The sequence below is a fragment of the Streptomyces sp. NPDC029152 genome, assembly GCF_055564355.1.
The window spans coordinates 94,556-118,068 of the sequence record NZ_JBVHWR010000014.1 but is presented as its reverse complement, the minus strand read 5'-3'; the positions used below and the strand labels follow the sequence as shown (position 1 = coordinate 118,068).

Genomic DNA, 23,513 nt, shown 5'->3' with positions numbered 1-23,513 from the left:
TGACCCGTAACGTACCGGAACGGTTGCGTCACTGTCGGCAATTGGTTCCGGTGGCCGCCGGATTCCCCGGCGGCGTACGGCTTCCGGCGGCATCCCGCTCATTCCGTCCGTGGACGTCGGGCGAGGAAGACGAACTCCCGGCCCGGCCGGTCGGGGGCGTCACGCACGTCGTCGACCGCGTACCCCTGCGCGACCAGGTCCGCCTCGACCTCCTCGCGCTCGCGGAAGCGCAGCGTCGACTCGGAGGTGAGCACCTGCCCGTCCGCGGCGAAGACGTACGTCCAGCGGAACGTCACCAGCGGCCGGCTCACGTCGGTCACCTCGACCCAGCTCTCGACCGCGCCGACGCCCGGGACGTCCGTCACGCGGTGGGAGTGCTCCCGGTTCCACTCGTCCCAGGCGCGCCGGGCCGGATCCCGGGTCTCGAACATCAGGTGCCCGCCCGGCCGCAGCGATCCGTACGTCCTCCGCAGCGTCTCCCGCCACGTCCCCGGGTCCACGATCGCCTGGGCCACGTTCGCCGTCATGGTCGCCAGATCGACCCGCAGGGGCGGGAGCGCCCGCACGTCACCGCAGATCCACCGCACCCGTTCACCGCCGGGTCTGCCCCGGGCCACGTCGAGCGACGCCGCGGCGGGGTCGACCCCGACGACCTCGATCCCGCGGCCGGCGAGGAGAAGGGCGAACACCCCGGTCCCGCAGCCGATGTCCAGCACCCGGCGCGCCCCGAGCTCCTCGGCCGTGCGGACGTACGCGTCGAGATCGCTCCGATCGGGGTCGAGCGGGTCGTGGATCGCGGCGAGCCGTGGATGTCCGAAGCACTCGTCAGTCATGGAGCCGACCGTAGGGGGCCTCCGGCCCGCGGCACCATCCGGTTCCACCGACGTGACGGTCCGTCTCCGGCGCGGCACGGGCTCCGGGTTGTCCTCGTGGGCCGCACGATCGGCGGCCGACGTCCGGCATATGCCGACAAGGCGCACGCCCCGTCGACGCGCGGCCGGTATCGCTGCTAAACCTGCACCACCCGCACCACTTGCACCCACCGTTCAAGGAGGAGCATGTGAGAGCCCGTAGCGCGGTCACCCGGACCGCCTCGGCACTTGTCGCCGCCCTCGCGCTGACCGCCGGACTGACCGGTCCCGCCGTCGCGGCGCACGGGACGGCGGCCGAACCGGCCGCCGGTCCCCGGCCCGTGACGGGGGCGGTGGCGACCGCGACCGACCCCGTCACCCATGAGGAGAACGACCGAGTCCCCGAGGGCTCGGTCTGGACCCAGCACTACTTCCCGTCCTCGGACGGCTCCGGCACCCAACTGCACGCCGACGTCCTGCTGCCGGAGGAACTGGCCGGGCGGAAGAACGCCAAGGTGCCGGTCATCCTGTCGATCGGCCCCTACTTCGCCCACGCCGGGCAGACCGGCCCGGAGGGCTGGACCCACACCGGTCCCTCGTCCCGCTTCCAGGACTTCGTCGAGGGCGCCGACCTGTTCGACCGGGGCTACGCCTTCGTCATGGTGGACCTGCGCGGCTTCGGCGGCTCCACCGGCTGCCTCGACTGGGGCGGCCCCGGTGAACAGGCCGACGTGAGGGCCGCGGTCGACTGGGCCGCGAAGCAGCCGTGGTCCACCGGCGCCGTCGGCATGTACGGCAAGTCGTACGACGCCGTCACGGGCCTCATCGGCAACAACCTGGACCAGCGCGCCCTCAAGGCCGTCGTCGCCCAGGAACCCCTGTGGGACATGTACCAGTACATCTACTCCAACGGCGTCCCCCGCCCGAACGTGACCGGCACCGCAGGCGCGTACAACTCCATCGCCACCATGCCCCCGATGGCGGACGACGACCCGCGTTACCAGGCCAACGCCCGGTACGAGGAGACCCATCCGGAGTGCCTGACGGAGAACTCGGCCGGATACCGGATATCCGACCAGCGGGACCCGTACTGGACCTCCCGGGACCTGGCGAAGATGGCCGAGGGCAGCGACACCCCGCTCTTCGTCACCCAGGGCTTCATCGAGAACAACACCAAGCCCGAGGAGATGGAGGAGTACCTCGACAACCACCGGGGCCCCGAGCGCGGCTGGCTCGGCCAGTGGGACCACGTGCGCGGGGGCGACCGGGTCGGCGACGGACGCCTGGCCATGGGCCGTGAGGGCTGGTACGACGAGACCATCGCCTTCTACGACCAGTACCTCAAGGGCGTCAGGCCGTCCGTCCGTTACCCGAATTACGCCGTCGAGGACTCCACCGGCGCCTGGCGCGCCCAGCGCACCTGGCCCGTCACGGAACGGACGGTCACCCTTCCGCTCGGCGGCGGCTCCTACGTGGACGACGGCGGCGCCGTCGCCCGCGCGGCACTGACCGCCTCCGGCGACCCGGCACCGCAGCCGCCCGCCCGGCCCACCGGCAAGTGGGACATGGAGCACGCGCCCGCGACCGAGCAGGCCGCGCCGCGAGGGCTGGCCGGGGAACTGGCGAAGCGCCAGCAGGCCGGTGAGGTCACCTCCAGCTTCTTCGTCTGGTCGAAACCGCTGAAGAAGGCCGTGCGCGTCACCGGCACCCCGCGGGTCTCGCTGACCGCGAAGGGCGGGGGCAACGTGATGCTCAAGCTGTACGACGTCGCCCCGGACGGCACCGCCGTCATGTTCGACGAACAGGTCTCCCTGGTGGATTCGAGCCGGCTGACCGTCGATCTGAAGGCGACCGACTGGACCCTGGCGGCAGGGCACGTCCTGGCCGTGGAGATCGGCTCGATCCGGACGGGCTCGTGGCGTGACACCCCGTCGGGCGAGACCATCAAGGTCAAGGGCGCGAAGCTCAGGCTGGCCCTGGACGACCCGGCCGACGACGTCGCCACCGCCGGAGACCGCTCGCCGTTCCTGGACACGTACCTGCGCCAGTACACGGTGAGCCTGCCGGCCGGTCCGGCGACGTTCACGGTGGTTCCGGGCGGTCGGCTCTGACCCCCTGGCCGGCCCCGGCGGCAAAGCAGCCGGGGCCGGCCCCGCGCCGGGTCAGCCCCGGTCGGCGGACCGCTCACCCGGGGGGTACCCCGTCGGCAGGTCCACCGGCGTGCCGTACACCCGCATCTCCGCGGCCGCGGCGAACGGCTGCCCGTTGAGCGCGTCCAGCGCCGTGAACCGCACGTGCGAGGCCCGGACCCGGTCGAAGGAGACGCGCTGCATCTGCGGCACGTCCTTCAGCGTGCCCCTCGCCACCGTCGTCCAGTGCGTGCCGTCCTCCGACACGGCGACCTCGTAGCCGCCGACGCGGCCGTTCTGACCGCCGCTCTGCCGGGTCTGGTAGCCGAAGCCGTCCACGTCGGCCGCGCCGCCGAGCCCCAGCGTCACCCAGTGCGGATAGGGCGCGGGGGTGCCGGTGTAGTCGGTGTGCCAGATGGTGCCCGGGTCACCGTCGAGGACGTTCGACACGGGTCCCTCCCCGTCGCCGGAGGAGCCGTTCTCCGAGTCGGCGGTGGCGGTCATCGAGCCGGGGGAGAGCAACGGCTCGGTGGTCACCGCGGCCCGGGCGTCCGCCGAGACGGTCTTGGTGGCCCCGGCGTGGGCGTAGGCGGCGGTCGCCTGCCAGGTGACGGTGGTGCCGGCCGCGCCGGCGGGCGGTGTCAGCAGCCAGGTGGTGCTCACGCTCGCGCCCGGCTTCACGGTCCCGACGAGGTTGCCGTCCTTCTTCGCGACCTCCGCCTTCCAGCCCTCCGGCAGCCCGCGCAGCGCCGTCCCGACGTTCACGACGTCGGTGGACTCGTCGTTGGTGAAGGTGGTGACGAACGCGCCCGGCACCCCGGGGCTCAGCTCGGCACCGGCCGGCACGCTCACGTTCGCGCAGGCGGCCCCGGCCCCGGCCTCGCCCAGGTCGGTCACGGTGACGTCGTCGACGACCAGGTCCGTGCCCCGGGCGCCGCCGAGCTTGCGCAGTCCGACCCAGGTGTCCCCGCAGCCCGCGACGATCTCGCGGGAGTACGTGGCGGTGTCCAGGGCGGGCTCCAGGACGTCACGGGTGATGTCCCGGGAGGCCGTCCTCCCGTCCGCGACCCGGTCCGCGCCGGTCACCCAGGCCCACTGGCCCTCGATGTTGGTCTGGTAGGAGAAGGAGATCCGGTACCTGTGGCCCTCCTCGAACGGCACCGTGGCCGGCGTCGTGCGGTACACCAGCCCCGTGTTCTCCGCGTGCGACTTCAGCGAGTGCCGCCCGGCGAGCACGTCGTCGACCGCCTTGCCCCGCAACGTGCCGGTGTCGTACGGGGAGTAGGTGTTCTTCCACGCCTTCTGGCTGTACGGCGCGTGCAGGTCGCTGATGCTCGTACGGGGGTCGGTGACCCCGCCGGCGTCGCCCTTCACGAACGGGCCCCAGCCCGGCTGGTTGCCCTCGAAGTCGTCGTGGGCGACGACGGTGCCGTCCCCGGCGCGGGGGAGCGGTGCGGTGGTGTCCGCCATGACGCGTACGTCGTCCAGCACCACCGCGGCCCCGCCGGCACCGGCGCCGAGCTCGACGGTGACCCTGCCGCCACGCGGAGCCGTGAACGCGACGGAGGCCCGCTGGGAGTAGGTGTCGCGCTTCTCGTCGGCCGCCGTCCAGTTGCGCGCCGGGGTGATGTCGAAGGTGTTCACGGCCGGGGCGGCGGCGCCGCGTACCCGGAGCGTGGTGTCCCGGCGTCCGCCGGGGCCGATCTCGACGTCGGCGCTGAGCGTGTACCGCCTGCCCGGTGTCAGACCGGAGACCCGCTGGGAGATGCCGGAGGCACCGCTGCCGAGGCGGACGACGTTGTCGCCGTTGCCGGCCCGCGTGATCGCGGCGTCGCCCCGCGGGTTCCAGGCGTCCGGGTTCCCGCCGTTGAACCCGGGATCGGTCAGCCCGGTGAACTCGCCGTACGCGGCGTCCTCGTGCGGTGCCTTGCCGCCGTTCGGCACCAGGACGTAGGGCTGCCCCTTCTCCCCGGTCAGCGTCACCTTGCCGTCCTCGGCCTTCACCCGGGCCTTCTTCACCCGGCCCTGGTCGGTGAGGGCGTACAGGGTGAAGTTCCTGTTCCTCGCGAACTGGCCGGTCAGCTCGAAGGTGCGGGTGCCGCCGGAGGCGCTGAAGAAGTACATCTTGTCGGCGTCGCTCGGCGAGGTGGTGCCGTCGCCCCTCTGCGCGTCGCCCCACGGCAGCAGATAGGTGTCGCCGTCGAGGACGACCGCGTCACCCATGGAGATCACGCGCCGGCCGTCCTCGGCCCGGACGCGCACGCCGTCGGTGAGCGTCGCCGACCTGCCGCGGTCCCAGTCCATCACCCGGTAGTGCTGGAGGAACTTGGTCGGCAGGTTGTCCGTCCAGATGTTGCGGTAGAAGGCGTTCCAGTCGTCGTGGCCGGTCCAGCCCTCGAACTCGACGACGCTGGCGCCGCCGAGCAGCGGGTCGACGTTCCACACGTCGCGGTCGGAGTTGGCGATGAAGCGGACGATGTCGGAGTTGATGCCCTTGTTGGTGGCGCCGCCGTAGTTCTTGTCGGCGGCCCAGTGCGACCACACCGACGAGCCCTCGAACTTGTACGACCACTCGGTGGCCACCTCGAAGCCCATCTTCCGCAGCCCGGCGGCCAGTCCGTCGGCCAGCCAGCCGCTGGAGTAGTAGGCGTCGATGTAGACCGTCCTGATCTGCGGGGCCTCCTTGCGCAGCTGCGCGAAGCGGTCCAGGACGGCGCCGGTGCCGAGGTCCTTGCGCTGGTCGATGTGGTAGGCCTGGTTGAGCCAGTCCCACCCGTTCGGCTGCCCCGCGACCAGCTCCTGGCTGAAGGTCTTCGCCTGCGCGTACGCCTCGGTGGCGTTGACGTGCACGGCGAAGTCCGCGTTGTGGCCGGCGCCGGTCCCGGTGAGCCGGTTGAGGTCCTTCAGCCCGCCCGCGCGCACGTTCTCGTTGCCGCCGTAGTCGGGGTGCGCCGAGTCGTGGCCCTCGCTCGCGTAGCCCTTCTCCAGCACCCACTGCCCGAGGTTGTCGGTGGCCATGGAGACGCGCTTGGTGTTGTCCAGCGTCTTCAGGAACGGATTGGTGGCCTGGCTCGCGAAGTTGAACGGGATGCGCTGCACCACCCGCTCGGGCACCCGGTCCGCGCCCAGCGGGCGACGCATGTGCTCCCGGTGCGCGATCGCGCCGTCCTGCCAGTCGACCGTGCCGTCCCCGTTGGCGTCGGCGGCGAGGACCACGGTCGCCCGGGGCAGCTCGTAGGTGGCGACCCGCGGGTCGGTCGCGCCCTGCGGGTGGTGGGTGTAGGTGCCGACGGACAGCTCCGCGCGGCGCCTGCCGTCGCCGGCGTCGACGATGCGGGACTGCAGGCGGGTGTTCCCGTTGCTGTTGTCGTTCTGCGGCGAGTCCTCGGTGGCGTTGGTGACGATGCCCGCGGACAGCTGCGCGTTGCCGACGAACGCGTACGGGGTGCCGACGGGCGCCGCGTCCGGGGCGGTGCCGTCGGTGATCGGGACGAACCGGTCGGCGGTCGTCGTCGAGTCCGTGGAGATCTTCGTCCGGGCGAGGTTGGCGCCCGGTGCGGAGGAGTCGACGGAGACGAGGGACTGGCCGGGGATCGCGAGGGTCCGCACGCCGGCGGCGGCCTCGCCGGAGATCTTCTCCACGGCGAAGACGACCGTGGTGTCCTCGGTCACCGTGATGGTCGAGGTGATGGTGAGGCCGGGCAGGTCCGCGAAGACGGAGGTGTAGGTGGCCCTGCTCGCCTCCGCCTTCATGGTGGTCGTGGCCCGGTGCGGGGTGCCGTTGACGGTGAAGGTGTCGAGGACGGACGCCTGTCCGCCGAGGGTGCGGGTGCCCAGCCGGTAGGAGATGACCTGCGGGAACTCCTCGGCCACCGTGACGGTCAGCCCGCCCCGGCTCAGCTGCACCGGCGTGGCCGCCGCCGGCGCGGGGGCGGACAGGGCTCGGGGCAGCGCCGCTCCGGCGGGCACGGCCGCGGTCGACAGCATGCCCAGACACAGGCCCAGGGCCGCGGCCACGGAGCCGGGACGCGGGCCGCGTCTGCGCCCGGGCGGGCGGGGCGACGGGGACGTCATGGTTTCCACCTGGTACTTCCTCCTCGGATCGGGTGAGGGACGGGAGACGGCGGTGAGATCGTGACGGCGGCCGCGAAGGAACGACGGCCGGGGACGGGGACAGACGGTCGATCGCCGGGTGCGGGGACGGGCGGGAGCCGCCCGGGGAGGGTCAGAAGGTCTCGACGTACTCCTCGGCGGGCCCCAGTTCCGGCCCCTCGCACAGCTCCAGCCGGTCACCCGGCCGCTCCAGCTCCAGCAGGGTGACGGTGTTCTCGCCCGGCACGAACAGGGGCGCGGGCACGTAGAGCGTCCGCTGGGGGCCGATCTCCCAGTGACGCCCGAGCAGGGTGCCGTTGACCCACACGAAGCCCTTGGCGAAGCCGGGGAACGCGAGGAAGGCGTCGGCGGGCTCGGGGACCGTGAACCGCGCCGTCGCGAACCCGGCGGAGCCGTCCGGGCCGGCGGCCGACACGGCCCGCGCGAGGTCCTCCCGCGTCCACGTGTCGAGCGGCAGCCGGTGCATGGTCCAGCCGTGCACGAGCCGCCGGCCGACCGAGACACCGCCGAGGATGCCCTTGCGCCCGCCGAGCATCGGACCGTAGTTCACGCGCCCCTGGTTCTCCACCAGCAGCTCCAGGAGCACCCGTTCGCCCCGGCCCTGGACCTCCAGCGAGGCGGTCTCGCGGTCGAGGACGCCGAGCGGCGCGCCGTCCAGGAAGACCTGGGCGCGGTCGTGGAGCCCGGTGACCGTGAGGGTGTGGCCGCCGCGGGGCAGGAGCGGTTCGGCGCGGTAGAGGACGAGACCGGACGCCTGCTCCAGCTCCTCGAAGCTCAGCGGGTGCGGGGAGGCCACCGGCTCGGACACGGCGCGCAGCGCCTCCAGCAGCGGGGCCCCGGCGCGCACCGGGACCGTGCGGGGGGCCAGCAGCGCCGGCTCGGGCGGCAGCGGGCGGGCCGGCGCCCCGGTGACGGCCAGCAGCCGCTCGCGGAACGCGTGGAACTTCGGGGTGATCGCGCCGTGTTCGGCGATCGGCGCGTCGGAGTCGTAGCTGGTCACCGTCGGCTGGAGCGCGCCGTCGTCGTGATTGGCACCCGCCCACAGGCCGAAGTTGGTGCCGCCGTGCGCCATGTAGAGGCTGACCGAGCCGTCGGCGTCCAGGATGTCGTCGAGCGTCCGTGCCGCGCTCTCCACGGACCTGATGTGGTGCTTCTCGCCCCAGTGGTCGAACCAGCCGTTCCAGAACTCGGCGCACACGAACGGCTCGTCGCGGCGGCGCGCGCGCAGCAGCTCGGCCGCCTCGCGGGCGTGGGAGCCGAACGTCGCCGCCGCCAGGTGTCCCGGCAGGCCGCCGCCGTCCTGCATCAGCTCGGTGGGACCGTCCGCCGTGTAGAGCAGTTCCGTGACACCGCGCTCCACGAGGGCGTCCCGCACCCACTGGAGGTAGCCCCGGTCGTCGCCGTAGCTGCCGTACTCGTTCTCGATCTGGACGGCGACCACCGGCCCGCCCCGTCCCGCCTGGAGTGCGGCGAGGCGCGGGACCAGCTCGTCGAACCAGCGTCCGACCTCCGCCAGGTAGGGCGGGTGGGAGGAGCGCAGGCGCATGCCGGGCCGTCCGGTCAGCCAGGCGGGCAGTCCGCCGTTGTCCCACTCGGCGCAGATGTACGGGCCCGGCCGGACGATCACGTCCAGGCCGGTCTCCTGGGCGGTCCGGACGAAGCGCTCGACGTCGTGTCCGCCGGTGAAGCGGTACCGCCCCGGCCGTGGCTCGTGGAAGTTCCACGGCACATAGGTGTCCACGGTGTTGAGGCCCATGGCCGCGACCCGCTCCAGCCGGTCCGCCCACTGGGCGGGGTGGACGCGGAAGTAGTGCAGCGACCCGGCGAGCACGCGGTGCGGCCGGCCGGCCCGCAGGAGCGTGCCGTGCGGATGGGTCAGGACGGGTCCCGGCGCGGACGCGGGCCGTCCGGACGGCGTACCGCTCGCCCGGCCGTCCGTCGTCCCGCCCACGGCGGGACCTGATGTTATCGATGACACCATCTCTTCCTCTCGGCCTCGCCAGCCACGCTGGCGGGAACTATGGCAGACGTTGTTATCGATGCCAATAGAGAGGGATGGATAGACTGCGCCCGACAGCGGTACCTGCGACGACGCGGCCGACGCCGCGGTTCTCCTGGAGAAGCGGACGATGGCATCGGAAACACCGGAAGCCGGCGAGGCGCCCACGCGCACGGGTGCGGCAGGCGACGGCTTCGCACGGCAGCCCGGCATGACCGATGTGGCCCGGCTCGCCGGCGTCTCCGCGCAGACGGTCTCCCGGACGCTGGCCGGGCACCCCAACGTCAAGGCGAAGACCCGCGCCAAGGTGCTCGCCGCCGTCGAGCAGCTCGGCTACCGCAAGAACAACGCGGCACGGACGCTGTCCTCGGGGCGCAGCCGGACGATCGGCGTCGTGACCCTGCAGACCACCTTCTACTCGCGCACGAACCTGACGTTCGGCATCGAGACGGCGGCGCGGGCGGCCGGCTACGAGATCAGCACCGCGACCACCGCGTCCCTGGACACGGCCGCGATCGAGGAAGCCCTGTCACGCCTGGCGGAACAGGGGGCCGAGGGGGTCGTCCTCGCCGTGCCGCTGGTCCACGTCAGCCCGCGGATCGAGCAGCTCACCCGGGCGGTGCCGACCGTCACCGTCGACGGGTCGCGGACCCCGGCGACCGAGGTCGTCGCCGTCGACCAGACGCTCGCGGCCCGCCTGGCGACACGGCACCTGATCGAGCTCGGGCACCGCAGCGTGTGGCACGTCGCCGGGCCCAAGGAGTGGCTCGACGCCGCCAGCCGCTGCGCCGGCTGGCGCGACACCCTGGAGGCCGCGGGCCTGTCCGCGCCACCGGTGCTGGAGGGCGACTGGACACCCGGGTCCGGGTACCGCAACGGGCTGATCCTGGGCAAGATCCCCGACGCCACCGCCGTGTTCGTGGCGAGCGACGAGATGGCCTTCGGCGTGATCCGGGCCCTGCACGAGCTCGGCAGGCGGGTGCCCGAGGACATCTCCGTCGTCGGCGTCGACGACATCGCGCTGGCCGAGTACTGCTCACCCTCGCTCACCACGGTCGCCCAGCCGTTCACCCAGATGGGCGCGCTGGCGGTCGCCCACCTGCTGCGGCACATCGCGGACCCGCACGCCGCGCCCGAACCGGCGTCCGTCGAACCGGCGCTGATCGTGCGTGCCAGTACGGCACCGCCGCCCGGTGGCCGGGCGGACCGGACCCCGGCGTAGCGGACACGGGGGCGCACGCCGCGGTGGCCGGCGCGACGGCCGGCGGCGCCACGCCGACGCGGCGGGCGGCGGCCCGGTGCGGCTGCGGTACGCAGGGGGCGGCGCCGGCGTGGCAGACCCCGGCGGTGCGGGTGCCGGGCCGTCCCCACCAGTCGATCGCCGCCTTCGCCGAGGCGGTGCCGCAGGGCTTCGCCGGAGGCGGACGCCACATCGCCGGGACGGGTGCGGCGGGCCGACGGGGGAGCGTCCCCGCGGGCGCGCCGGGCCGCCCCGCTCCCGTCAGAGCCCCGTCCCGCCCCCCGTCCGTCCGTCGACGGGGATGTCCAGACGGCCGGCCACGGTGGTGAGGGCCGTCCCGAGCGGGAGCGCGACCCGGGTGAGGGCGTGCCGGTCGCCCCGGGTCGGGTCCCGGTTGACGATCAGCACCGGCTTCCCGGCCTCGGCCGCCTGGCGGACGAACCGGAGACCGGACATCACCGTCAGCGAGGAGCCCAGGACCAGCAGCGAGGCCGCCTCGCGGACCAGCCGGCGGCAGTGCTCGACGCGCCGGGGCGGAACCGCCTCGCCGAAGAAGACCACGTCCGGTTTGAGGACGCCGCCGCAGGCCGCGCAGGACACCACGCGGAAGTCACCGACCTGTTCGTCGGTCAGGTCCGCGTCACCGTCCGGGTTGATGCCGGCGGCCACCGGCTCGAAGCCCGCGTTGGCCTCCTCCAGCCGCCGGGCCAGCTCGTGGCGCGGGGTGAGGGCGCCGCAGGAGAGGCAGACGACCCGGCCCAGGCTCCCGTGGAGTTCCACGACGTCCTCGCTGCCGGCGGCCTGGTGCAGGCCGTCGACGTTCTGCGTGATCACCCCCGACAGCAGCCCGTGCCGCCCGAACGCGGCCACGGCCCGGTGCCCGGCGTTCGGGAGCGCGCGGCCGAAGGTGCGCCAGCCGAGGTGACTGCGCGCCCAGTACCGGCGCCGGGCCCGGGCGGAGCCGGTGAAGTCCTGGTAGGTCATCGGGGTGTGCCGGCTCAGGCTCCCGCCCTCGCCCCGGTAGTCGGGGATGCCCGACTCCGTGGAGATGCCCGCCCCGCTGAGCACCAGCACCCCGCCGGCGCGCAGCGCTTCGACGACCGGCTCCGGATCCACGGTGCCCGGCGGCAGGTCCTCGGTGGGGGTCCAGCTCAGAGTGGGGCGCATACGCATGCCGCCAGGGTACGGAACGGGCTCCCTGCGAGCGCTCCGCCCGGCCGTACGACGGCCCACCGCGCCGCGCGGTGTCGCGTGGACGGTCCGCCGTGCTCCGGCCGGCGGTGCCCGTGGGGTTTTCCGCACGGCGGAAGAGAGCGAGCGGGCCGTGCGGGCGGCCGTCGCCGGGGAGAGGCGACTGCTCGGCCCCGGGGTGCGTGTCTCCCCGGCCCGTGTCCTGGAACTTCTGGCTCCGGGGTTCACCGAGACCGGGGTTTCCGGACGCCGGTGGGACGCGGAGTCGGTCCTCACGGTGACGAGCGGCGGCCCGGTGTCCCCGACAGCCTTCGGCCGAGGTCGGTGACATGTCCGGCGTCCTCCTCGCTCCGGGCGTCGTCCATCCGGCGTACCTCGCCGGCGACCAGAGCCGCCGGGTACGGCGGAGCTCTCCGGGGCGCCTGACGGAGACGGGCCGGCGGATGTACTTCCACCAGGGCACTCCGACCGGGACGGGCCGGCCACGCGACCGCGCAGGACCCGCTGTGACGGGAGGGCCCGGGCGCGGTGGCCCGGCCGGCGTCTGCCCCGGGTGATCACTGTGGAGGACAGGCGACGTCGATGCGGGCACACTGGCGGCATGGCCGTACCGAGCCCGGCAAGCACACCGGTACGCCGGCTGCCTCCGCGCCCGCAGAGCGCCGCGGTGGCCCGGCGGTTCGTCCGTGAGGTGCTGGACGGCGTGTCCCCGGACGCGGCGGACACCGCGCAGCTGCTGGTCAGCGAATTGGTGACCAACGCGGTGGTGCACGCCCACACCGAGGTGGAAGTCCGGGCCTGGGTCACGGACGGGCGGGTGCACGTCCGCGTCAGCGATCAGGAGCCGAACCGCGGCCTGGTGCCCCACCGAGGCGGTACGGCGTACGCCAGTACCGGACGGGGTCTGGGCTTGGTCGAGGAACTGGCCTCCAGCCACGGGGTCCAGGTCGGCGAGGACCACAAGACGGTCTGGTTCGAGCTGTGGCCCGACACGCCCGAGCCGCCGACGTCGGGCTGGGTCGCCACGGACGCCCCCTCTTCCACGCGGGTCCCGACGGTGTCCGTGGAACTGATCGACTCGCCCGGGGCGCTGCAGAGGGCGGCCCAGCAGCACCGCGCGGCACTGCTGCGCGAATCCCTGCTCGCGGCGTCCGGCGACGGCCCGCCCTCCGCCCCGCCCGAAGACCTGCTGACCGCGCACGACACCAACCACGTCATCAGCGCGGCTCTGGCCTCCGCGTCCGAGGAACACAGCCACGGGGATCTGTACACGCTGCGTGCGCGGATCCCCGCCGGTGCCCGGGACGCCGTGCTCACCCTGGGCCGCGTCCTCGAGGCGGCCCAGGAGACGGCCCGCCGGGGGCGGCTGCTGACCCGGCCGGCCCTGCCGCAGGTCCGTGCCGCCACCCGCTGGCTCCTGGGCCAGATCACCGACCAGCTCGCCGGGAAGGCCCCCACCGCGTGGACGGAGGCCCCCCGCGAGCCCAGCACCACACCCCCCGAGCTGGCCCCCTGGGACCCCAGCCGCCTGCAGGCGAGCAGCACCCCCGCCGTCGCCGCCGACGACGGCAACAGGATCATCGCCGTGAACACGGCGGCGGCACGGCTCCTGGGCTGGGACGCGCAGGACCTCATCGGCCGGCGGATCACCACGATCATCCCGGAACACCTGCGGGAGCGGCACGTCGTCGCCTTCACCTCCCTGCTGCTCACCGGGCAACCGCACATCCTCGGCCGCCCGGTGACGATGCCGGCCCTGCACCGCGACGGCAGGCTGGTCGAGATCAGCCTGTGCATCCAGACGCAGGAGGCGACCGACGGCCGCAGCGTGTTCGTCGCCCGCCTGGGTCTCCCGTAGCGGGTTGCCGGCCGGCGGGCCAGCATGGGAGGGAAGCCGGGCGACGACCACTGCGCCCGGTTCCACCGCACGGCAGGAGCGACCATGTCCCAGCCCCGCCAGCAGCAGACCCCTCCCGGTCTCACGTCCGACATGGTCCCCGGGCCGGACCACGGCGAGAACAGCTACCGCGGATCCGGACGGCTGACGGGCAAGACCGCGGTGATCACGGGCGGGGACAGCGGTATCGGGCGTGCGGTGGCGATCGCCTACGCCCGTGAGGGCGCGGACGTCCTGATCTCCTACCTCGACGAGCACGAGGACGCCGAGGAGACACGGCGGTGGGTGAGGGAGGCGGGCCGTACGTGCGTGCTGGTGCCCGGTGACGTGGCGGACCCGGCGCACTGCCGGTCGATCGTCGACAGGGCAGTGAAGGAGTTCGGCCGGATCGACGTGCTGGTCAACAACGCCGCGTTCCAGATGACACGGGATTCCGTCGAGGACATCCCCGACGAGGAGTGGGACCGCACCCTGGCGATCAACATCAGCGCCTTCTTCCACCTGGTCAAGGCCGCCGTTCCACACATGCGCCCCGGATCGGCCATCATCGGGAGCACCTCGGTCAACTCCGACAGTCCGCCGCCGCAACTGCTCCCGTACAACGTCACCAAGGCGGGCGTCGCCAACATGGTCGGTTCCCTGGCCCAGATGCTGGCCTCGAAGGGCATCCGCGCCAACAGCGTGGCTCCCGGCCCCATCTGGACGCCGCTCATCCCCGCGACCATGCCACCGGAGCAGGTGGAGAGCTTCGGGTCCCAGGTTCCGCTCGGACGGCCGGGCCAGCCGGCCGAGCTGGCACCGGTCTACGTGCTGCTCGCCTCCGACGAGGCCAGTTACGTCTCCGGGGCCCGGATCGCGGTCACCGGCGGGCAGCCGATCCTGTGAGGTCCCGCGGGAAGCACCTGTACCCGCTGCGGCTGACGGTCACGGCGAAGCCGCTGGTGTTCGGCGGACACGCCATCGCCCGCCGCCTGGGCAAGACCGGCCTGCCGGACTGGAGCGTCGCCGAGACCTGGGAGTGCAGCGACGTCGACGGCAGCAGCGGCGTGGTGACCGCCGGGCCCTTGGCGGGCCGGACCTTGCGCGAGGTGGTCCACGACCATCCCGGGGAACTGATGGGCGACGGGTGGTCCGGCCGGTACTTCCCCGTCCTGACGAAGTTCATCGACGCCACCGGGACCCTGCCCGTGCACCTGCACGCCGACGACGAGACCGCCCGGCGCCTGGAGGGGCAGCCCAACGGCAAGACCGAGGCCTGGCACATCCTGGCGGCCGCCCCCGGCGCGACCGCCCTGTGCGGCGTCAAGGACGGCGTGACGGCCGACCGGCTGCGGGCCGCACTGGAGGCGCAGGACTTCGACGCCGTCCTGCGCCGCCTCCCGGTACGGGCGGGCCAGACCCTCTACGTGCCCGGTGGCACCCTGCACAGCTTCGGACCCGACACCCTGGTCTACGAGATCGAGCAGACCTCCGACATCCAGCAGCACGCGATGCGCTGGAACATGGAGGACGGCTCCCCGGTGGGAGAAGAGGAGTTCGGCTCCCACCTCGACATGCTGATGCGGCAGGCCGACCTGACGGCCAGACCCGACTTCACGCCCGGGATGAGCATCGCCGTCGGCGACGGGGTGGAACGGGTCTTCCTGTGCGCCGGCCCGTACTTCGCCCTCGAACGCTGGCGCGCCGGGACCGCGCAACCGCTGCGCCACACGTTCACCACCGCCCGGATCCTGTCCAACGTCGGTGCCCCGGTACGGGTGCGGACCGGCGGCTGGAGCGAAGAACTCGGCCGGGCGGAGACGCTCCTGCTGCCCGCCGTCTGCGAGGAGGCCGAGATCACCGGGCCGGCCGACGTCCTGTTCGGCTACCTGCCCGACCTCGCCCGCGACGTCCACGCCCCCCTGCTCGAAGCCGGCTACCCGCTCCACCTCATCGGCACCCTCGGCGCCGGCGCGGACATCGGCGACGCGAACCCCCGGGCGTCCTGAACCGCCGGGGCGACGTCCCGGACCCGGGTGACGAACAGGCCCACGCCCACGAAGCCGTACGCGCGGTCGCCGGTCATGGCCGGTTCGGAATCGAAGAGCCCGGCCGGGCGCCACCCGGCGGGAGCCACCAGGAAGTGCTGCCGCACGACCTCGGTGGGGGAGGGGCGCGGAGCGCGCGGCGGTGCGCCGCCCCGGCCGAGACGCGCACGGAGGTCCTCCGCCCCGGGCGCGTCACCGTCCCGTCGGAGACGATCGCGTCCCGCTCCTCGTCCGTCTCCACCGCGGGCACCACGACCGGGACCGTGGGCCGCCGGCCGGCGGGGAGGCGACGGGGCTTCCACGGCCCGCACTCCGGGGCCGGTGGACGGTCCGGTCCGCCGGCCGGGAATCTTCACGGACCTATCATGGGCTCCGGACGAACGTCCCCGGAACGCCCCGGCACAGGGGGAACTCCCCCCGCTCCTCCGCTCGTTGGGGAGGAGGCCTGATCGTTCCGACACGAGACCGGCGGCGGTGCCGCCGCAGGAAGAAGTGAGCAACGCATGGCCATGGTGGGCCTGTTCTGGATAGCCGAGGGCGACGTGTACGTGGGTGCGAAGCCGTCCGGTCTGGCGCCCGGGGTACGCCTGGCCCCCGAGGGCGTCGTGGCGCTCGGCGACCGGCAGTCCGGCGTCCACCTGTGGGAGGACGTGCGTGCCCTGACGGTGACGGACGTTCCCGTGAAGTCCCTCGCGCGGCAGGCCGGCGTGTTCAAGGACCTCGCCCTGACGATGGTGGTGAACCTGGCCATGCCCATGGGGCCGGACCGGACGGACGAGGCCCCGGCGTTGATGACGGTGCGCGTCGCGTCGTCCGACGCCGACCACGAGCTCTCGGTCTACGCGGCCGCGGCCGCCGGCTACTCGCCGACGGAGGTCGAGCTCTCCCGCGTCCTCCTGTCCCGTCTCACGGAGGGCGCCGCGACGATGGCGACCACGCTGGCGGCGATGTCGGAGTGGGGCCGCGCGTCGGGAGGCGGGACCCCGCGGGGCGCGGAGCGGGAGAGGCTGCTGCGGAGCTGGGCGGGCTAGGGCCGTTCGTCCGGATCACCGGGTGGGCCGGAGGAGGGCGTCCGCGACGTGGGGGCCGGCCAAGTGGGCGGCCGCGGCCTTCCCGCAGCGGGCGGCCGGGCCACGCCACCGCTTCGGGCGGTCGACGTCCCGCTCGACGGTTCCTTCGTGCCTCGCTCGGTCCGGCCCTGCCGACCGGCAGCCGTCCTTCACGACCCCGAGGGGGCGGCCCGGGGCAGAAGGGGCGGTCCGTCCGGACCGAACGCCCTTTGAGCGTGGGCGCGGTGACCTGCGGTCACCCCGCTACCGCGCGAGAGTCAGGCCGAGTGAACGCTCCAGACCCGCCGCCCCCTCGTCGGTCACCCGGACCACGCGCGGCGCCGCGCCGCGGCGCACCCAGTCCAGCTCGAACAGCCGGGCCGTCAGTGCCGCGCCGAGACCGCCGGCCAGGTGGTGCCGACGCTCGCTCCAGTCGACGCAGTAGCGCACCGCGGGGCGGCGCGGCGGCAACCGGTCGGTCTCGACGCCGAATTCGCGCAGCCGGACCCGGCCGCTGTCGGTGAGTTCGTAGCGGATGTCGCGTCCGTAGGAGGCAGGACGGTCGTTCACGGCCTCCTCGGGGCGGTGGACGCCGTCGTGACCGGTCAGCACGCCGCGGTCGAGCAGCGCGCCCATCAGGCCGGTACCGAGCTGTCCGGCCAGGTGGTCGTAGCAGGTGCGGGCGCGGTGCAGGGCGTTGGTGCGGTTGCTCTGTCTCAGCGAGGTGACGGGCAGCGGCGGCGCGATCAGCGCCAGGGCCTCCAGGGCGGCGCAGATGTCCGGATCGGCCAGGCGGTAGTAGCGGTGCCTGCCTTGCCGGCTGACCGTGACGAACCCACCCCCGACCAGCTTGGCCAGGTGCACGCTGGCGGTGGCGGCGCTGACACCCGCCTCGCCGGCGAGTGCGCTCGCGGGCAGGGCGCGGCCGTCGGCCAGGCACTTGAGCATGCGGGCCCGCGACGGGTCAGCGATCAGCGCCGCGGCGCGGGCGATGTCGGTCTGCTGCTTGAGCGGCTCGTCCGTCATGGTCGCAGCGTACGACGTCGACACTTTCACGTGCGACGAAGTTTCCGGCTTCGATGATCTCTCCATGACCACGACGAACCTCGCCGCCCGCAGCGGGCCGGCCACGGGACCGGCAACCGTCCGGACCACCGACGCCCGTCCGCCCGCGCTCGCCGTGGCTCCGTTGATCGCGCTCAGCCTCGGCTATTTCCTCGTCATGCTCGACGTCACCGTCGTCAACGTCGCCCTCCCCGACGTTCGTACCTCGTTCGGCACCGGCGCCACCGCCCTGCAGTGGATCGTCGACGGCTACAGCACCCTCTTCGCCGGCCTGCTGCTGCTCGGCGGCGCGCTCGCCGACCGCATGGGCCACCGCAGAACGTTCCTGTCCGGACTCGGCGTCTTCGCCGTCGCCTCGTCGGCCTGCGCCCTCGCCGGCTCGCCGGCCCTGCTGATCGCCGGCCGGCTGGCGCAGGGCGCGGGTGCGGCGCTGCTGGTGCCCGCGTCCCTCGGCCTGCTCCAGGCCACCCATCCCGACCGCGCGGCACGCGCCCGCGCCGTCGCCGTCTGGGGCGCGGTCGCCTCGGTGGCCTTCGGCGCCGGGCCGGTGGTCGGCGGGCTGCTGGTCCCGGGCATCGGCTGGCGCGCGGTGTTCTGGCTGAACCTGCCCGTCGCCGCCCTCGCGGTCGCCCTGACGCTGCGGCACCTCCCGCCCGACTCCCGGCCGCGGGGCAAGGCGTCGAGGACGGACCCGCTCGGCCAACTCCTCGGCCTCGTCGGAATCGTCGCCTTGGCCGGCGGCCTCAACGAGGCGGGCGCACGCGGCTGGACCTCACCCCTGGTGCTCTCCGCGTTCGGCCTCGGCGTCGCCGCCCTGGCCGCCTTCGCCGCCGTGGAGCGCACCCTCGAGGCCCGCGCCCACGCGGGCGGCCGACACGCCCCGCTGCTCCCGCCGTCCCTGTTCCGCGTCTCCTCCTTCACCTCCACCGCAGCCATCGGCCTGCTCATCAGCCTCGGCTACTACGGCATGCTGTTCCTGACCACCCTGTACTTCCGGCAGGAGCGCGGCTTCAGTGCCCTGGCCACGGGTCTTGCCCTGCTGCCGTCGGTGGGCATGGGGTTGATCGCCGCCCCGCTGTTCAGCCGGACCGCCGCCCGCACCGGCCCGTACGTGCCCATGGCCGCCGGCCTCGCGCTGGGCGCGCTCGGCTTCCTCGGCTGGCTTCCTGCCGGGCCCCACACCCCGTATCCCGTTCTCCTGTTCGCTCTGACCGCCACCGGCCTCGGCCAGACGCTGACGGCCCTCGCCGCCACCGCCGCGATCATCGATGCCGCACCCGGCGCGGGAGCGGGCACGGCCTCCGCCGTCCTCAACGTCTCCCGGCAGGTCGGCAGCGCCGTCGGAGTGGCCCTGTTCGGTACCTTCGCCACCGCGGCGCCGGGCTTCACCGCGGGCCTGCGGCTGTCGGCCGGCCTCGCTGCGACGGCCTTCGCGACCGGAGCCCTGCTCGCCCTCACCGCCCGCCGCCGGGACGGCACACCCGCCACGGAGGGAGACTGACCCGGTCCGCCACCCGGCAGGCCCGCAGCAATCCCCGCCAGAACCCCGCACGAACCCCCGAGAGAGGACGATCGACCATGACGAACCCGCCGAAGACCACCGCGACCGGACCGGCCCGCCACCTCACCGACGAGGTGTTGCACTACTCCGCCTTCACCACCAGCCCGACCGGCGGCAACGGAGCCGGGGTCGTCCTCGACGCCTCCTCCCTCGGCGACGCCGAGATGGTGACGATCGCCGCCGAACTCGGCTACTCGGAATCCGCCTTCGTCACCCCCGGACCCGACCCGGACGACGGACGCTCGTTCACGCTGCGGTTCTTCAGCCCCAAGGCGGAAGTGGGCTTCTGCGGCCACGCCACCGTGGCCACCGCGGTGGCGCTCGGTGAGCGACTCGGCGAGGGCGACTTCGGGTTCCACACCTCCGCGGGCCACGTGCCCGTCACCGTCCGAGAAGAGAGCGGCGTGCTGAAAGCCACTCTCACCAGTGTCGAGCCCCGGGTGCACGAGGCCGCCCCGGCCGATGTGGCGGAGGCCCTGGCGGCGCTCGGCTGGGAGCCCGGCGAGCTCGATGCCGCCCTGCCTCCGAGGATCGCCTTCGCGGGCGTGCGCCACCTGGTCCTCGCGGCCGCGACCCGTGGACGACTGGCCGACCTGGACTACGACTTCGACCGGCTGTTGAAGCTGATGCAGCGCCTCGACCTGACGACGGTGCAGCTGGTGTGGCGCGAAACGGCGACCGTCTTCCACGTCCGCGACCCGTTCCCGGTCGGCGGCGTGGTGGAGGACGCCGCGACGGGCGCCGCGGCCGCGGCGTTCGGCGCCTACGCCCGCGACCTGGGCCTCGTCCCGGCGGACGCGAGGCTCACCCTCCACCAGGGCCACGACATGGGGCGGCCGTCGCTGCTGGAGGTCGGTCTGGTCACCGGTGACCCACGGGTACGCGTCACCGGAGCCGCGATCGGCATCCGGCCGACGGAGGCGCCGCGGACGTAGCGGGGCATCGCGGGGCCGGCGCGTTCTGCGTGCCGGCCCCGTGCGTGCACGAGGCCGCGCGTCCCCGGGAACGGGCCTCGGGGACGACGGCCGATGGGGAGGAGGGGCGTCGGCTCCCGCGGACCCTGTCCGAGCGGTGTCCGGCGGGTGACGCCGCCCCGGCACCGCGTGCCCGGCACCGAGGCGCCGGGGTCAGCGCGTGGGCAGGCTCGAACCGCGGACGACGAGCTCGGGCCGGAGGACCACGCGCTGGTGCCGGTGCTCGTCCGCCCGGTCACCGGCCTCCTGGAGGAGCAGGTCCGCGGCCATCGCGCCCATGGTGCGGGCGGGCTGACGGACGGACGTCAACGGGACGGTCGCCGCGGCGGCGAACTCGATGTCGTCGTAACCGACGATGGCCATGTCGTCCGGGACCTTGACGCCGGCCGTGTACATGAACTGGAGCACGCCGAGGGCCAGCAGGTCGTTGGCGCAGAAGACCGCGGTGGGCCGGGCCGCCAGACCCAGCAGCCTGGCCCCGGCGTCCCGCCCGGCGGCCACGTCGAGGCGCCCGGTGGGGAGTTCCCGCAACGCGGCGGGGGGCAGACCGGCCTCGGCGACGGCGCTCAGGGCCCCCGTCCTGCGGTCCTGCACCTGTTTCAGGTGGGGCGGTCCGCTGACGAAGGCGAGGGAGCGGTGCCCGGCACCGGTGAGGTGCCGGACCGCCATGGCACCGCCGGCGATGTCGTCGACCGAGACGGAGCAGCCCTCCTCGTCCCCCGCCACCCGGTCCACGAGCACGTAGGGGATCCCGTGCCGGCGGAAGCCGCCCAGACTCCGCCCGCTGGGGTCGGCGGGCGTGACCAGTACCCCGCGGACCCGCTGTTCGGCGAAGAGGCCGAGGTACTCGGCCTCCTTCCGCGCGCTCTGCGCACTGTTGCACAGCGTGACGGCGAGGCCCGCGTCCCGGGCCGTGCGCTCCGCTCCCCGGGCCAGGTCGACGAAGAACGGGTTGCCCATGTCCAGGACGAGCACCGCCACGACACGGCTGCGGCCCGCCCGCAGCTGCCGGGCGGACTCGCTGCGCACGTACCCCAGACGCGCGATCACCTGCTCCACGTGACGCCGCGTCCGCTGCGAGACGCGGTCGGGCCGGTTGAGCACGTGGGACACCGTGCCGACGGAGACACCCGCCTCCCGTGCCACGTCCTTGATGCCGACCGTCGGCGTGGAGTGCGTCATGTGTGGTGTCTCCCGCTGTTTCTCTCCCCGCCGCGGGACCGGCGCGGGACCGGTGCGGGAGGAGGTGTCCGTCCTGCGGAGCCGGCACGCCGGCTCACGCCAGGTGGAAGACCTCGGTGAGAGGGCGCATGGCGGCATCGGGCGCCCGCCCGTCGGGTTCCTCGAAGAACTCCGCCATCTCGGCCTGCCAGCGGGCGTTCACCTCGGTCGCGTCCATGGCCGCGCGGGCCGCCTCGAAGTCGTCGGTCTCGAGATAGCCGACGAGCAGGCCGTCCTCCCGCAGGAAGAGGGAGTAGTTGCGCCAGCCCGCTTCGGTGAGGGCGGCACGCATGTCCGCCCACACCTCCCGGTGGCGTTCACGGTACTCGGCGGCCTTCTCGGAGCGGACCTTCAGGAGGAAACAGACACGTTGCATCGGATCACCTTGCTGCCGGCGGTGGGGCCCCGGCGACCGCCGGGGCCCCACCGCGGTCGTCACGGGAGTCGTCACGGGTCAGAAGTCGTACTGGTCGATGGGGGTCTCTCCTCGAAGACGGTCGGCTCGCACAGCCCCAGCGAGACGCCGCGCAGGGCCCGGACGGCGCCGAAGGATTCACCCGCTCCCTCCAGGGCGGGCACCGGAGGTGTCTCCGGTTCGGGACGAGTCATGGGACCTCTCCCGTACGTGTGCCGGACGGAAACCGGGATGTGAAATGTTTCAACCAGGTGCTCGGAAGCTAGCCCCGGCCCGTGCGGGGCGTCAAGGGCCTGCGCGCCACGCGGCCGGAGGAAGTCGCGGACGCGGTGGACGGGAGTGTCAACGAGCCATATGAGCCTGGGAGGTGACCCATCGTCGTCCTTGTCGTGGCGCCGCGTTCGGCGATCCGGCGGCAGTCCCGCCGGGCTCTTCGCGACCCTTGACGGGTTTACGGGCACGGGCTAGTTTCAGCGGCGTCCTGAATCGATTCATTCAAGGGTTCCCGCACGTGCCCCGCGACGGGGCGACCCGCGCATCCAGAGGTGGCCATGCCTGACATCACCGCCGTGAAAACCGCACTCGCCGGCCAGCGGGTCGAGACGCCTTCCTGGGGCTACGGCAACTCCGGAACGCGTTTCAAGGTGTTCGCGCAGCCCGGCGTGCCGCGCACACCCCGCGAGAAGCTGGACGACGCGGCCAAGGTGCACGAGTTCACCGGCGTCGCCCCCCGGGTGGCGCTGCACATCCCCTGGGACAAGGTGGACGACTACGCGGCGCTCGCCGCCCACGCGAAGGACCGCGGCCTGGAACTGGGGGCCGTCAACGCCAACGTGTTCCAGGAGGACGACTACAGGCTCGGCAGCGTCTGCCACCCCGACGCCACGGTGCGGCGCAAGGCGCTCGCGCACCTCATGGAGTGCGTCGACATCATGGACGCCACCGGCTCGCGCGATCTGAAGCTGTGGTTCGCCGACGGCACCAACTACCCCGGCCAGGACGACGTCGCCGCCCGCCAGGACCGCCTGGCCGAAGCCCTCCAGGCCGTCTACGAGCGCCTCGGCGACGACCAGCGGATCCTCCTGGAGTACAAGCTCTTCGAACCCGCCTTCTACACGACCGACGTCCCCGACTGGGGCACGGCCTACGCGCACTGCCTCAAGCTCGGCGACCGGGCGCAGGTCGTGGTCGACACCGGCCACCACGCGCCCGGCACCAACATCGAGTTCATCGTGGCGGTCCTGCTGCGCGAGGGGAAGCTGGGAGGCTTCGACTTCAACTCCCGCTTCTACGCCGACGACGACCTCATGGTCGGCGCCGCCGACCCCTTCCAGCTCTTCCGGATCATGCACGAGGTCGTCAAGAACGGCGGCCTGGACCCCGCCGCCGGCGTCGCCTTCATGCTCGACCAGTGCCACAACATCGAGGCCAAGATCCCCGCCGTCATCCGCTCCGTGATGAACGTGCAGGAAGCCACCGCCAAGGCCCTGCTCGTCGACGCCGGGGCGCTGGCCGCGGCGCAGGCCGAGGGCGACGTCCTGGCCGCCAACGCCGTCCTCATGGACGCGTACAACACCGACGTGCGCCCGCTGCTGGCCGAGGTCCGCGAGGAGCGGGGCCTGCACCCCGACCCGGTCGCCGCCTACCGCGCGAGCGGCTGGCAGGAGCGGATCGTCGTCGAACGCGTGGGCGGCGAGCAGGCCGGCTGGGGCGCGTAACCGCCCCCGGAGCCCCCGCGCCCCCGCATCCCCGTCGTCATTCCCCCCAGAAGGAAAGATCAC

At 73.5% G+C, this 23,513-nt stretch carries 17 protein-coding genes; 9 read left to right on the top strand and 8 right to left on the bottom strand.

Annotation, left to right across the window (positions count from 1 at the left end; translation table 11 throughout):
- Window positions 1-98: 98 nt before the first annotated feature.
- Complete coding sequence (locus ACZ4V6_RS27025; RefSeq protein WP_467832280.1) at window positions 99-833, bottom strand: class I SAM-dependent methyltransferase; 735 nt, start codon at window positions 831-833, stop codon at window positions 99-101.
- Window positions 834-1,060: 227 nt separating this feature from the next.
- Here ACZ4V6_RS27025 and ACZ4V6_RS27020 point away from each other — a divergent pair, with 227 nt between their 5' ends.
- Window positions 1,061-2,962, top strand: a complete 1,902-nt coding sequence (locus tag ACZ4V6_RS27020) for a CocE/NonD family hydrolase (protein WP_467832278.1) — start codon at window positions 1,061-1,063, stop codon at window positions 2,960-2,962.
- Between the two features lie 51 nt (window positions 2,963-3,013).
- On the opposite strand, the gene ACZ4V6_RS27015 is transcribed toward ACZ4V6_RS27020, so the two are convergent.
- Both ACZ4V6_RS27015 and ACZ4V6_RS27010 read right to left on the bottom strand, forming a co-directional pair.
- Entirely contained in the window at window positions 3,014-7,054 is a 4,041-nt protein-coding gene (locus tag ACZ4V6_RS27015) for an endo-alpha-N-acetylgalactosaminidase family protein (protein WP_467832273.1), read from the bottom strand.
- A 151-nt stretch (window positions 7,055-7,205) separates the two neighbouring features.
- Window positions 7,206-9,074 (bottom strand): beta-galactosidase, encoded by a 1,869-nt coding sequence (locus ACZ4V6_RS27010; protein ID WP_467832270.1) that lies wholly within the window; start codon window positions 9,072-9,074, stop codon window positions 7,206-7,208.
- A gap of 148 nt (window positions 9,075-9,222) precedes the next feature.
- On the opposite strand from ACZ4V6_RS27010, the gene ACZ4V6_RS27005 reads away from it, so the two are divergent.
- Window positions 9,223-10,314: a LacI family DNA-binding transcriptional regulator gene (locus ACZ4V6_RS27005; protein ID WP_467832268.1), complete on the top strand. Its 1,092-nt coding sequence runs from the start codon at window positions 9,223-9,225 to the stop codon at window positions 10,312-10,314.
- Between the two features lie 279 nt (window positions 10,315-10,593).
- Here the strand turns inward: ACZ4V6_RS27005 and ACZ4V6_RS27000 are convergent, their stop codons facing one another.
- Window positions 10,594-11,505, bottom strand: coding sequence for an NAD-dependent protein deacetylase (locus ACZ4V6_RS27000; RefSeq protein ID WP_467832266.1), 912 nt, complete (start codon window positions 11,503-11,505; stop codon window positions 10,594-10,596).
- A gap of 619 nt (window positions 11,506-12,124) precedes the next feature.
- Here ACZ4V6_RS27000 and ACZ4V6_RS26995 point away from each other — a divergent pair.
- From ACZ4V6_RS26995 to ACZ4V6_RS26980, 4 genes are all read left to right on the top strand, one after another.
- The gene (locus ACZ4V6_RS26995) at window positions 12,125-13,381 is read left to right on the top strand and encodes an ATP-binding protein (RefSeq protein ID WP_467832263.1); all 1,257 of its coding nucleotides are present in this window, start codon (window positions 12,125-12,127) and stop codon (window positions 13,379-13,381) included.
- An 84-nt stretch (window positions 13,382-13,465) separates the two neighbouring features.
- Entirely contained in the window at window positions 13,466-14,305 is an 840-nt protein-coding gene (locus ACZ4V6_RS26990) for an SDR family oxidoreductase (protein WP_467832261.1), read from the top strand.
- Window positions 14,302-15,408 (top strand): class I mannose-6-phosphate isomerase, encoded by a 1,107-nt coding sequence (locus ACZ4V6_RS26985; protein WP_467832258.1) that lies wholly within the window; start codon window positions 14,302-14,304, stop codon window positions 15,406-15,408. The genes ACZ4V6_RS26990 and ACZ4V6_RS26985 overlap by 4 nt, the downstream gene beginning before the upstream one ends.
- 542 nt (window positions 15,409-15,950) lie before the next feature.
- Window positions 15,951-16,478 (top strand): hypothetical protein, encoded by a 528-nt coding sequence (locus ACZ4V6_RS26980; protein WP_467832256.1) that lies wholly within the window; start codon window positions 15,951-15,953, stop codon window positions 16,476-16,478.
- Window positions 16,479-16,760: 282 nt separating this feature from the next.
- Here ACZ4V6_RS26980 and ACZ4V6_RS26975 read toward each other — a convergent pair whose 3' ends face one another.
- On the bottom strand, window positions 16,761-17,522 hold the full coding sequence (locus ACZ4V6_RS26975) for an ArsR/SmtB family transcription factor (RefSeq protein ID WP_467832254.1): 762 nt from the start codon (window positions 17,520-17,522) through the stop codon (window positions 16,761-16,763).
- 64 nt (window positions 17,523-17,586) lie between these two features.
- On the opposite strand from ACZ4V6_RS26975, the gene ACZ4V6_RS26970 reads away from it, so the two are divergent.
- Both ACZ4V6_RS26970 and ACZ4V6_RS26965 read left to right on the top strand, forming a co-directional pair.
- Window positions 17,587-19,062, top strand: coding sequence for an MFS transporter (locus ACZ4V6_RS26970; protein ID WP_467832251.1), 1,476 nt, complete (start codon window positions 17,587-17,589; stop codon window positions 19,060-19,062).
- Between the two features lie 77 nt (window positions 19,063-19,139).
- Window positions 19,140-20,057, top strand: coding sequence for a PhzF family phenazine biosynthesis protein (locus tag ACZ4V6_RS26965; protein ID WP_467832249.1), 918 nt, complete (start codon window positions 19,140-19,142; stop codon window positions 20,055-20,057).
- 192 nt (window positions 20,058-20,249) lie between these two features.
- On the opposite strand, the gene ACZ4V6_RS26960 is transcribed toward ACZ4V6_RS26965, so the two are convergent.
- The 3 genes from ACZ4V6_RS26960 to ACZ4V6_RS26950 all read right to left on the bottom strand — a co-directional run bounded on the left by ACZ4V6_RS26960 (window position 20,250) and on the right by ACZ4V6_RS26950 (window position 21,926).
- Window positions 20,250-21,278: a LacI family DNA-binding transcriptional regulator gene (locus ACZ4V6_RS26960; protein ID WP_467832246.1), complete on the bottom strand. Its 1,029-nt coding sequence runs from the start codon at window positions 21,276-21,278 to the stop codon at window positions 20,250-20,252.
- Between the two features lie 94 nt (window positions 21,279-21,372).
- Window positions 21,373-21,693 (bottom strand): L-rhamnose mutarotase, encoded by a 321-nt coding sequence (locus ACZ4V6_RS26955; protein WP_467832244.1) that lies wholly within the window; start codon window positions 21,691-21,693, stop codon window positions 21,373-21,375.
- A 71-nt stretch (window positions 21,694-21,764) separates the two neighbouring features.
- The gene (locus tag ACZ4V6_RS26950) at window positions 21,765-21,926 is read right to left on the bottom strand and encodes a hypothetical protein (RefSeq protein WP_467832241.1); all 162 of its coding nucleotides are present in this window, start codon (window positions 21,924-21,926) and stop codon (window positions 21,765-21,767) included.
- 357 nt (window positions 21,927-22,283) lie between these two features.
- Here ACZ4V6_RS26950 and rhaI point away from each other — a divergent pair, with 357 nt between their 5' ends.
- Entirely contained in the window at window positions 22,284-23,450 is a 1,167-nt protein-coding gene (gene rhaI / locus ACZ4V6_RS26945) for an L-rhamnose isomerase (RefSeq protein ID WP_467832238.1), read from the top strand.
- Window positions 23,451-23,513: the final 63 nt, after the last annotated feature.

Excerpts from the sequence above, each read along its gene's own strand:
- ACZ4V6_RS27025 (WP_467832280.1), bottom strand. The coding sequence starts at position 833 with ATGACTGACGAGTGCTTCGGACATCCACGGCTCGCCGCGATCCACGAC.
- ACZ4V6_RS27015 (WP_467832273.1), bottom strand. The coding sequence starts at position 7,054 with ATGACGTCCCCGTCGCCCCGCCCGCCCGGGCGCAGACGCGGCCCGCGT.
- ACZ4V6_RS27010 (WP_467832270.1), bottom strand. The coding sequence starts at position 9,074 with ATGGTGTCATCGATAACATCAGGTCCCGCCGTGGGCGGGACGACGGAC.
- ACZ4V6_RS27005 (WP_467832268.1), top strand. The coding sequence starts at position 9,223 with ATGGCATCGGAAACACCGGAAGCCGGCGAGGCGCCCACGCGCACGGGT.
- ACZ4V6_RS27000 (WP_467832266.1), bottom strand. The coding sequence starts at position 11,505 with ATGCGTATGCGCCCCACTCTGAGCTGGACCCCCACCGAGGACCTGCCG.
- ACZ4V6_RS26995 (WP_467832263.1), top strand. The coding sequence starts at position 12,125 with ATGGCCGTACCGAGCCCGGCAAGCACACCGGTACGCCGGCTGCCTCCG.
- ACZ4V6_RS26990 (WP_467832261.1), top strand. The coding sequence starts at position 13,466 with ATGTCCCAGCCCCGCCAGCAGCAGACCCCTCCCGGTCTCACGTCCGAC.
- ACZ4V6_RS26980 (WP_467832256.1), top strand. The coding sequence starts at position 15,951 with ATGGCCATGGTGGGCCTGTTCTGGATAGCCGAGGGCGACGTGTACGTG.
- ACZ4V6_RS26975 (WP_467832254.1), bottom strand. The coding sequence starts at position 17,522 with ATGACGGACGAGCCGCTCAAGCAGCAGACCGACATCGCCCGCGCCGCG.
- ACZ4V6_RS26970 (WP_467832251.1), top strand. The coding sequence starts at position 17,587 with ATGACCACGACGAACCTCGCCGCCCGCAGCGGGCCGGCCACGGGACCG.
- ACZ4V6_RS26965 (WP_467832249.1), top strand. The coding sequence starts at position 19,140 with ATGACGAACCCGCCGAAGACCACCGCGACCGGACCGGCCCGCCACCTC.
- ACZ4V6_RS26960 (WP_467832246.1), bottom strand. The coding sequence starts at position 21,278 with ATGACGCACTCCACGCCGACGGTCGGCATCAAGGACGTGGCACGGGAG.
- ACZ4V6_RS26955 (WP_467832244.1), bottom strand. The coding sequence starts at position 21,693 with ATGCAACGTGTCTGTTTCCTCCTGAAGGTCCGCTCCGAGAAGGCCGCC.
- ACZ4V6_RS26950 (WP_467832241.1), bottom strand. The coding sequence starts at position 21,926 with ATGACTCGTCCCGAACCGGAGACACCTCCGGTGCCCGCCCTGGAGGGA.
- rhaI (WP_467832238.1), top strand. The coding sequence starts at position 22,284 with ATGCCTGACATCACCGCCGTGAAAACCGCACTCGCCGGCCAGCGGGTC.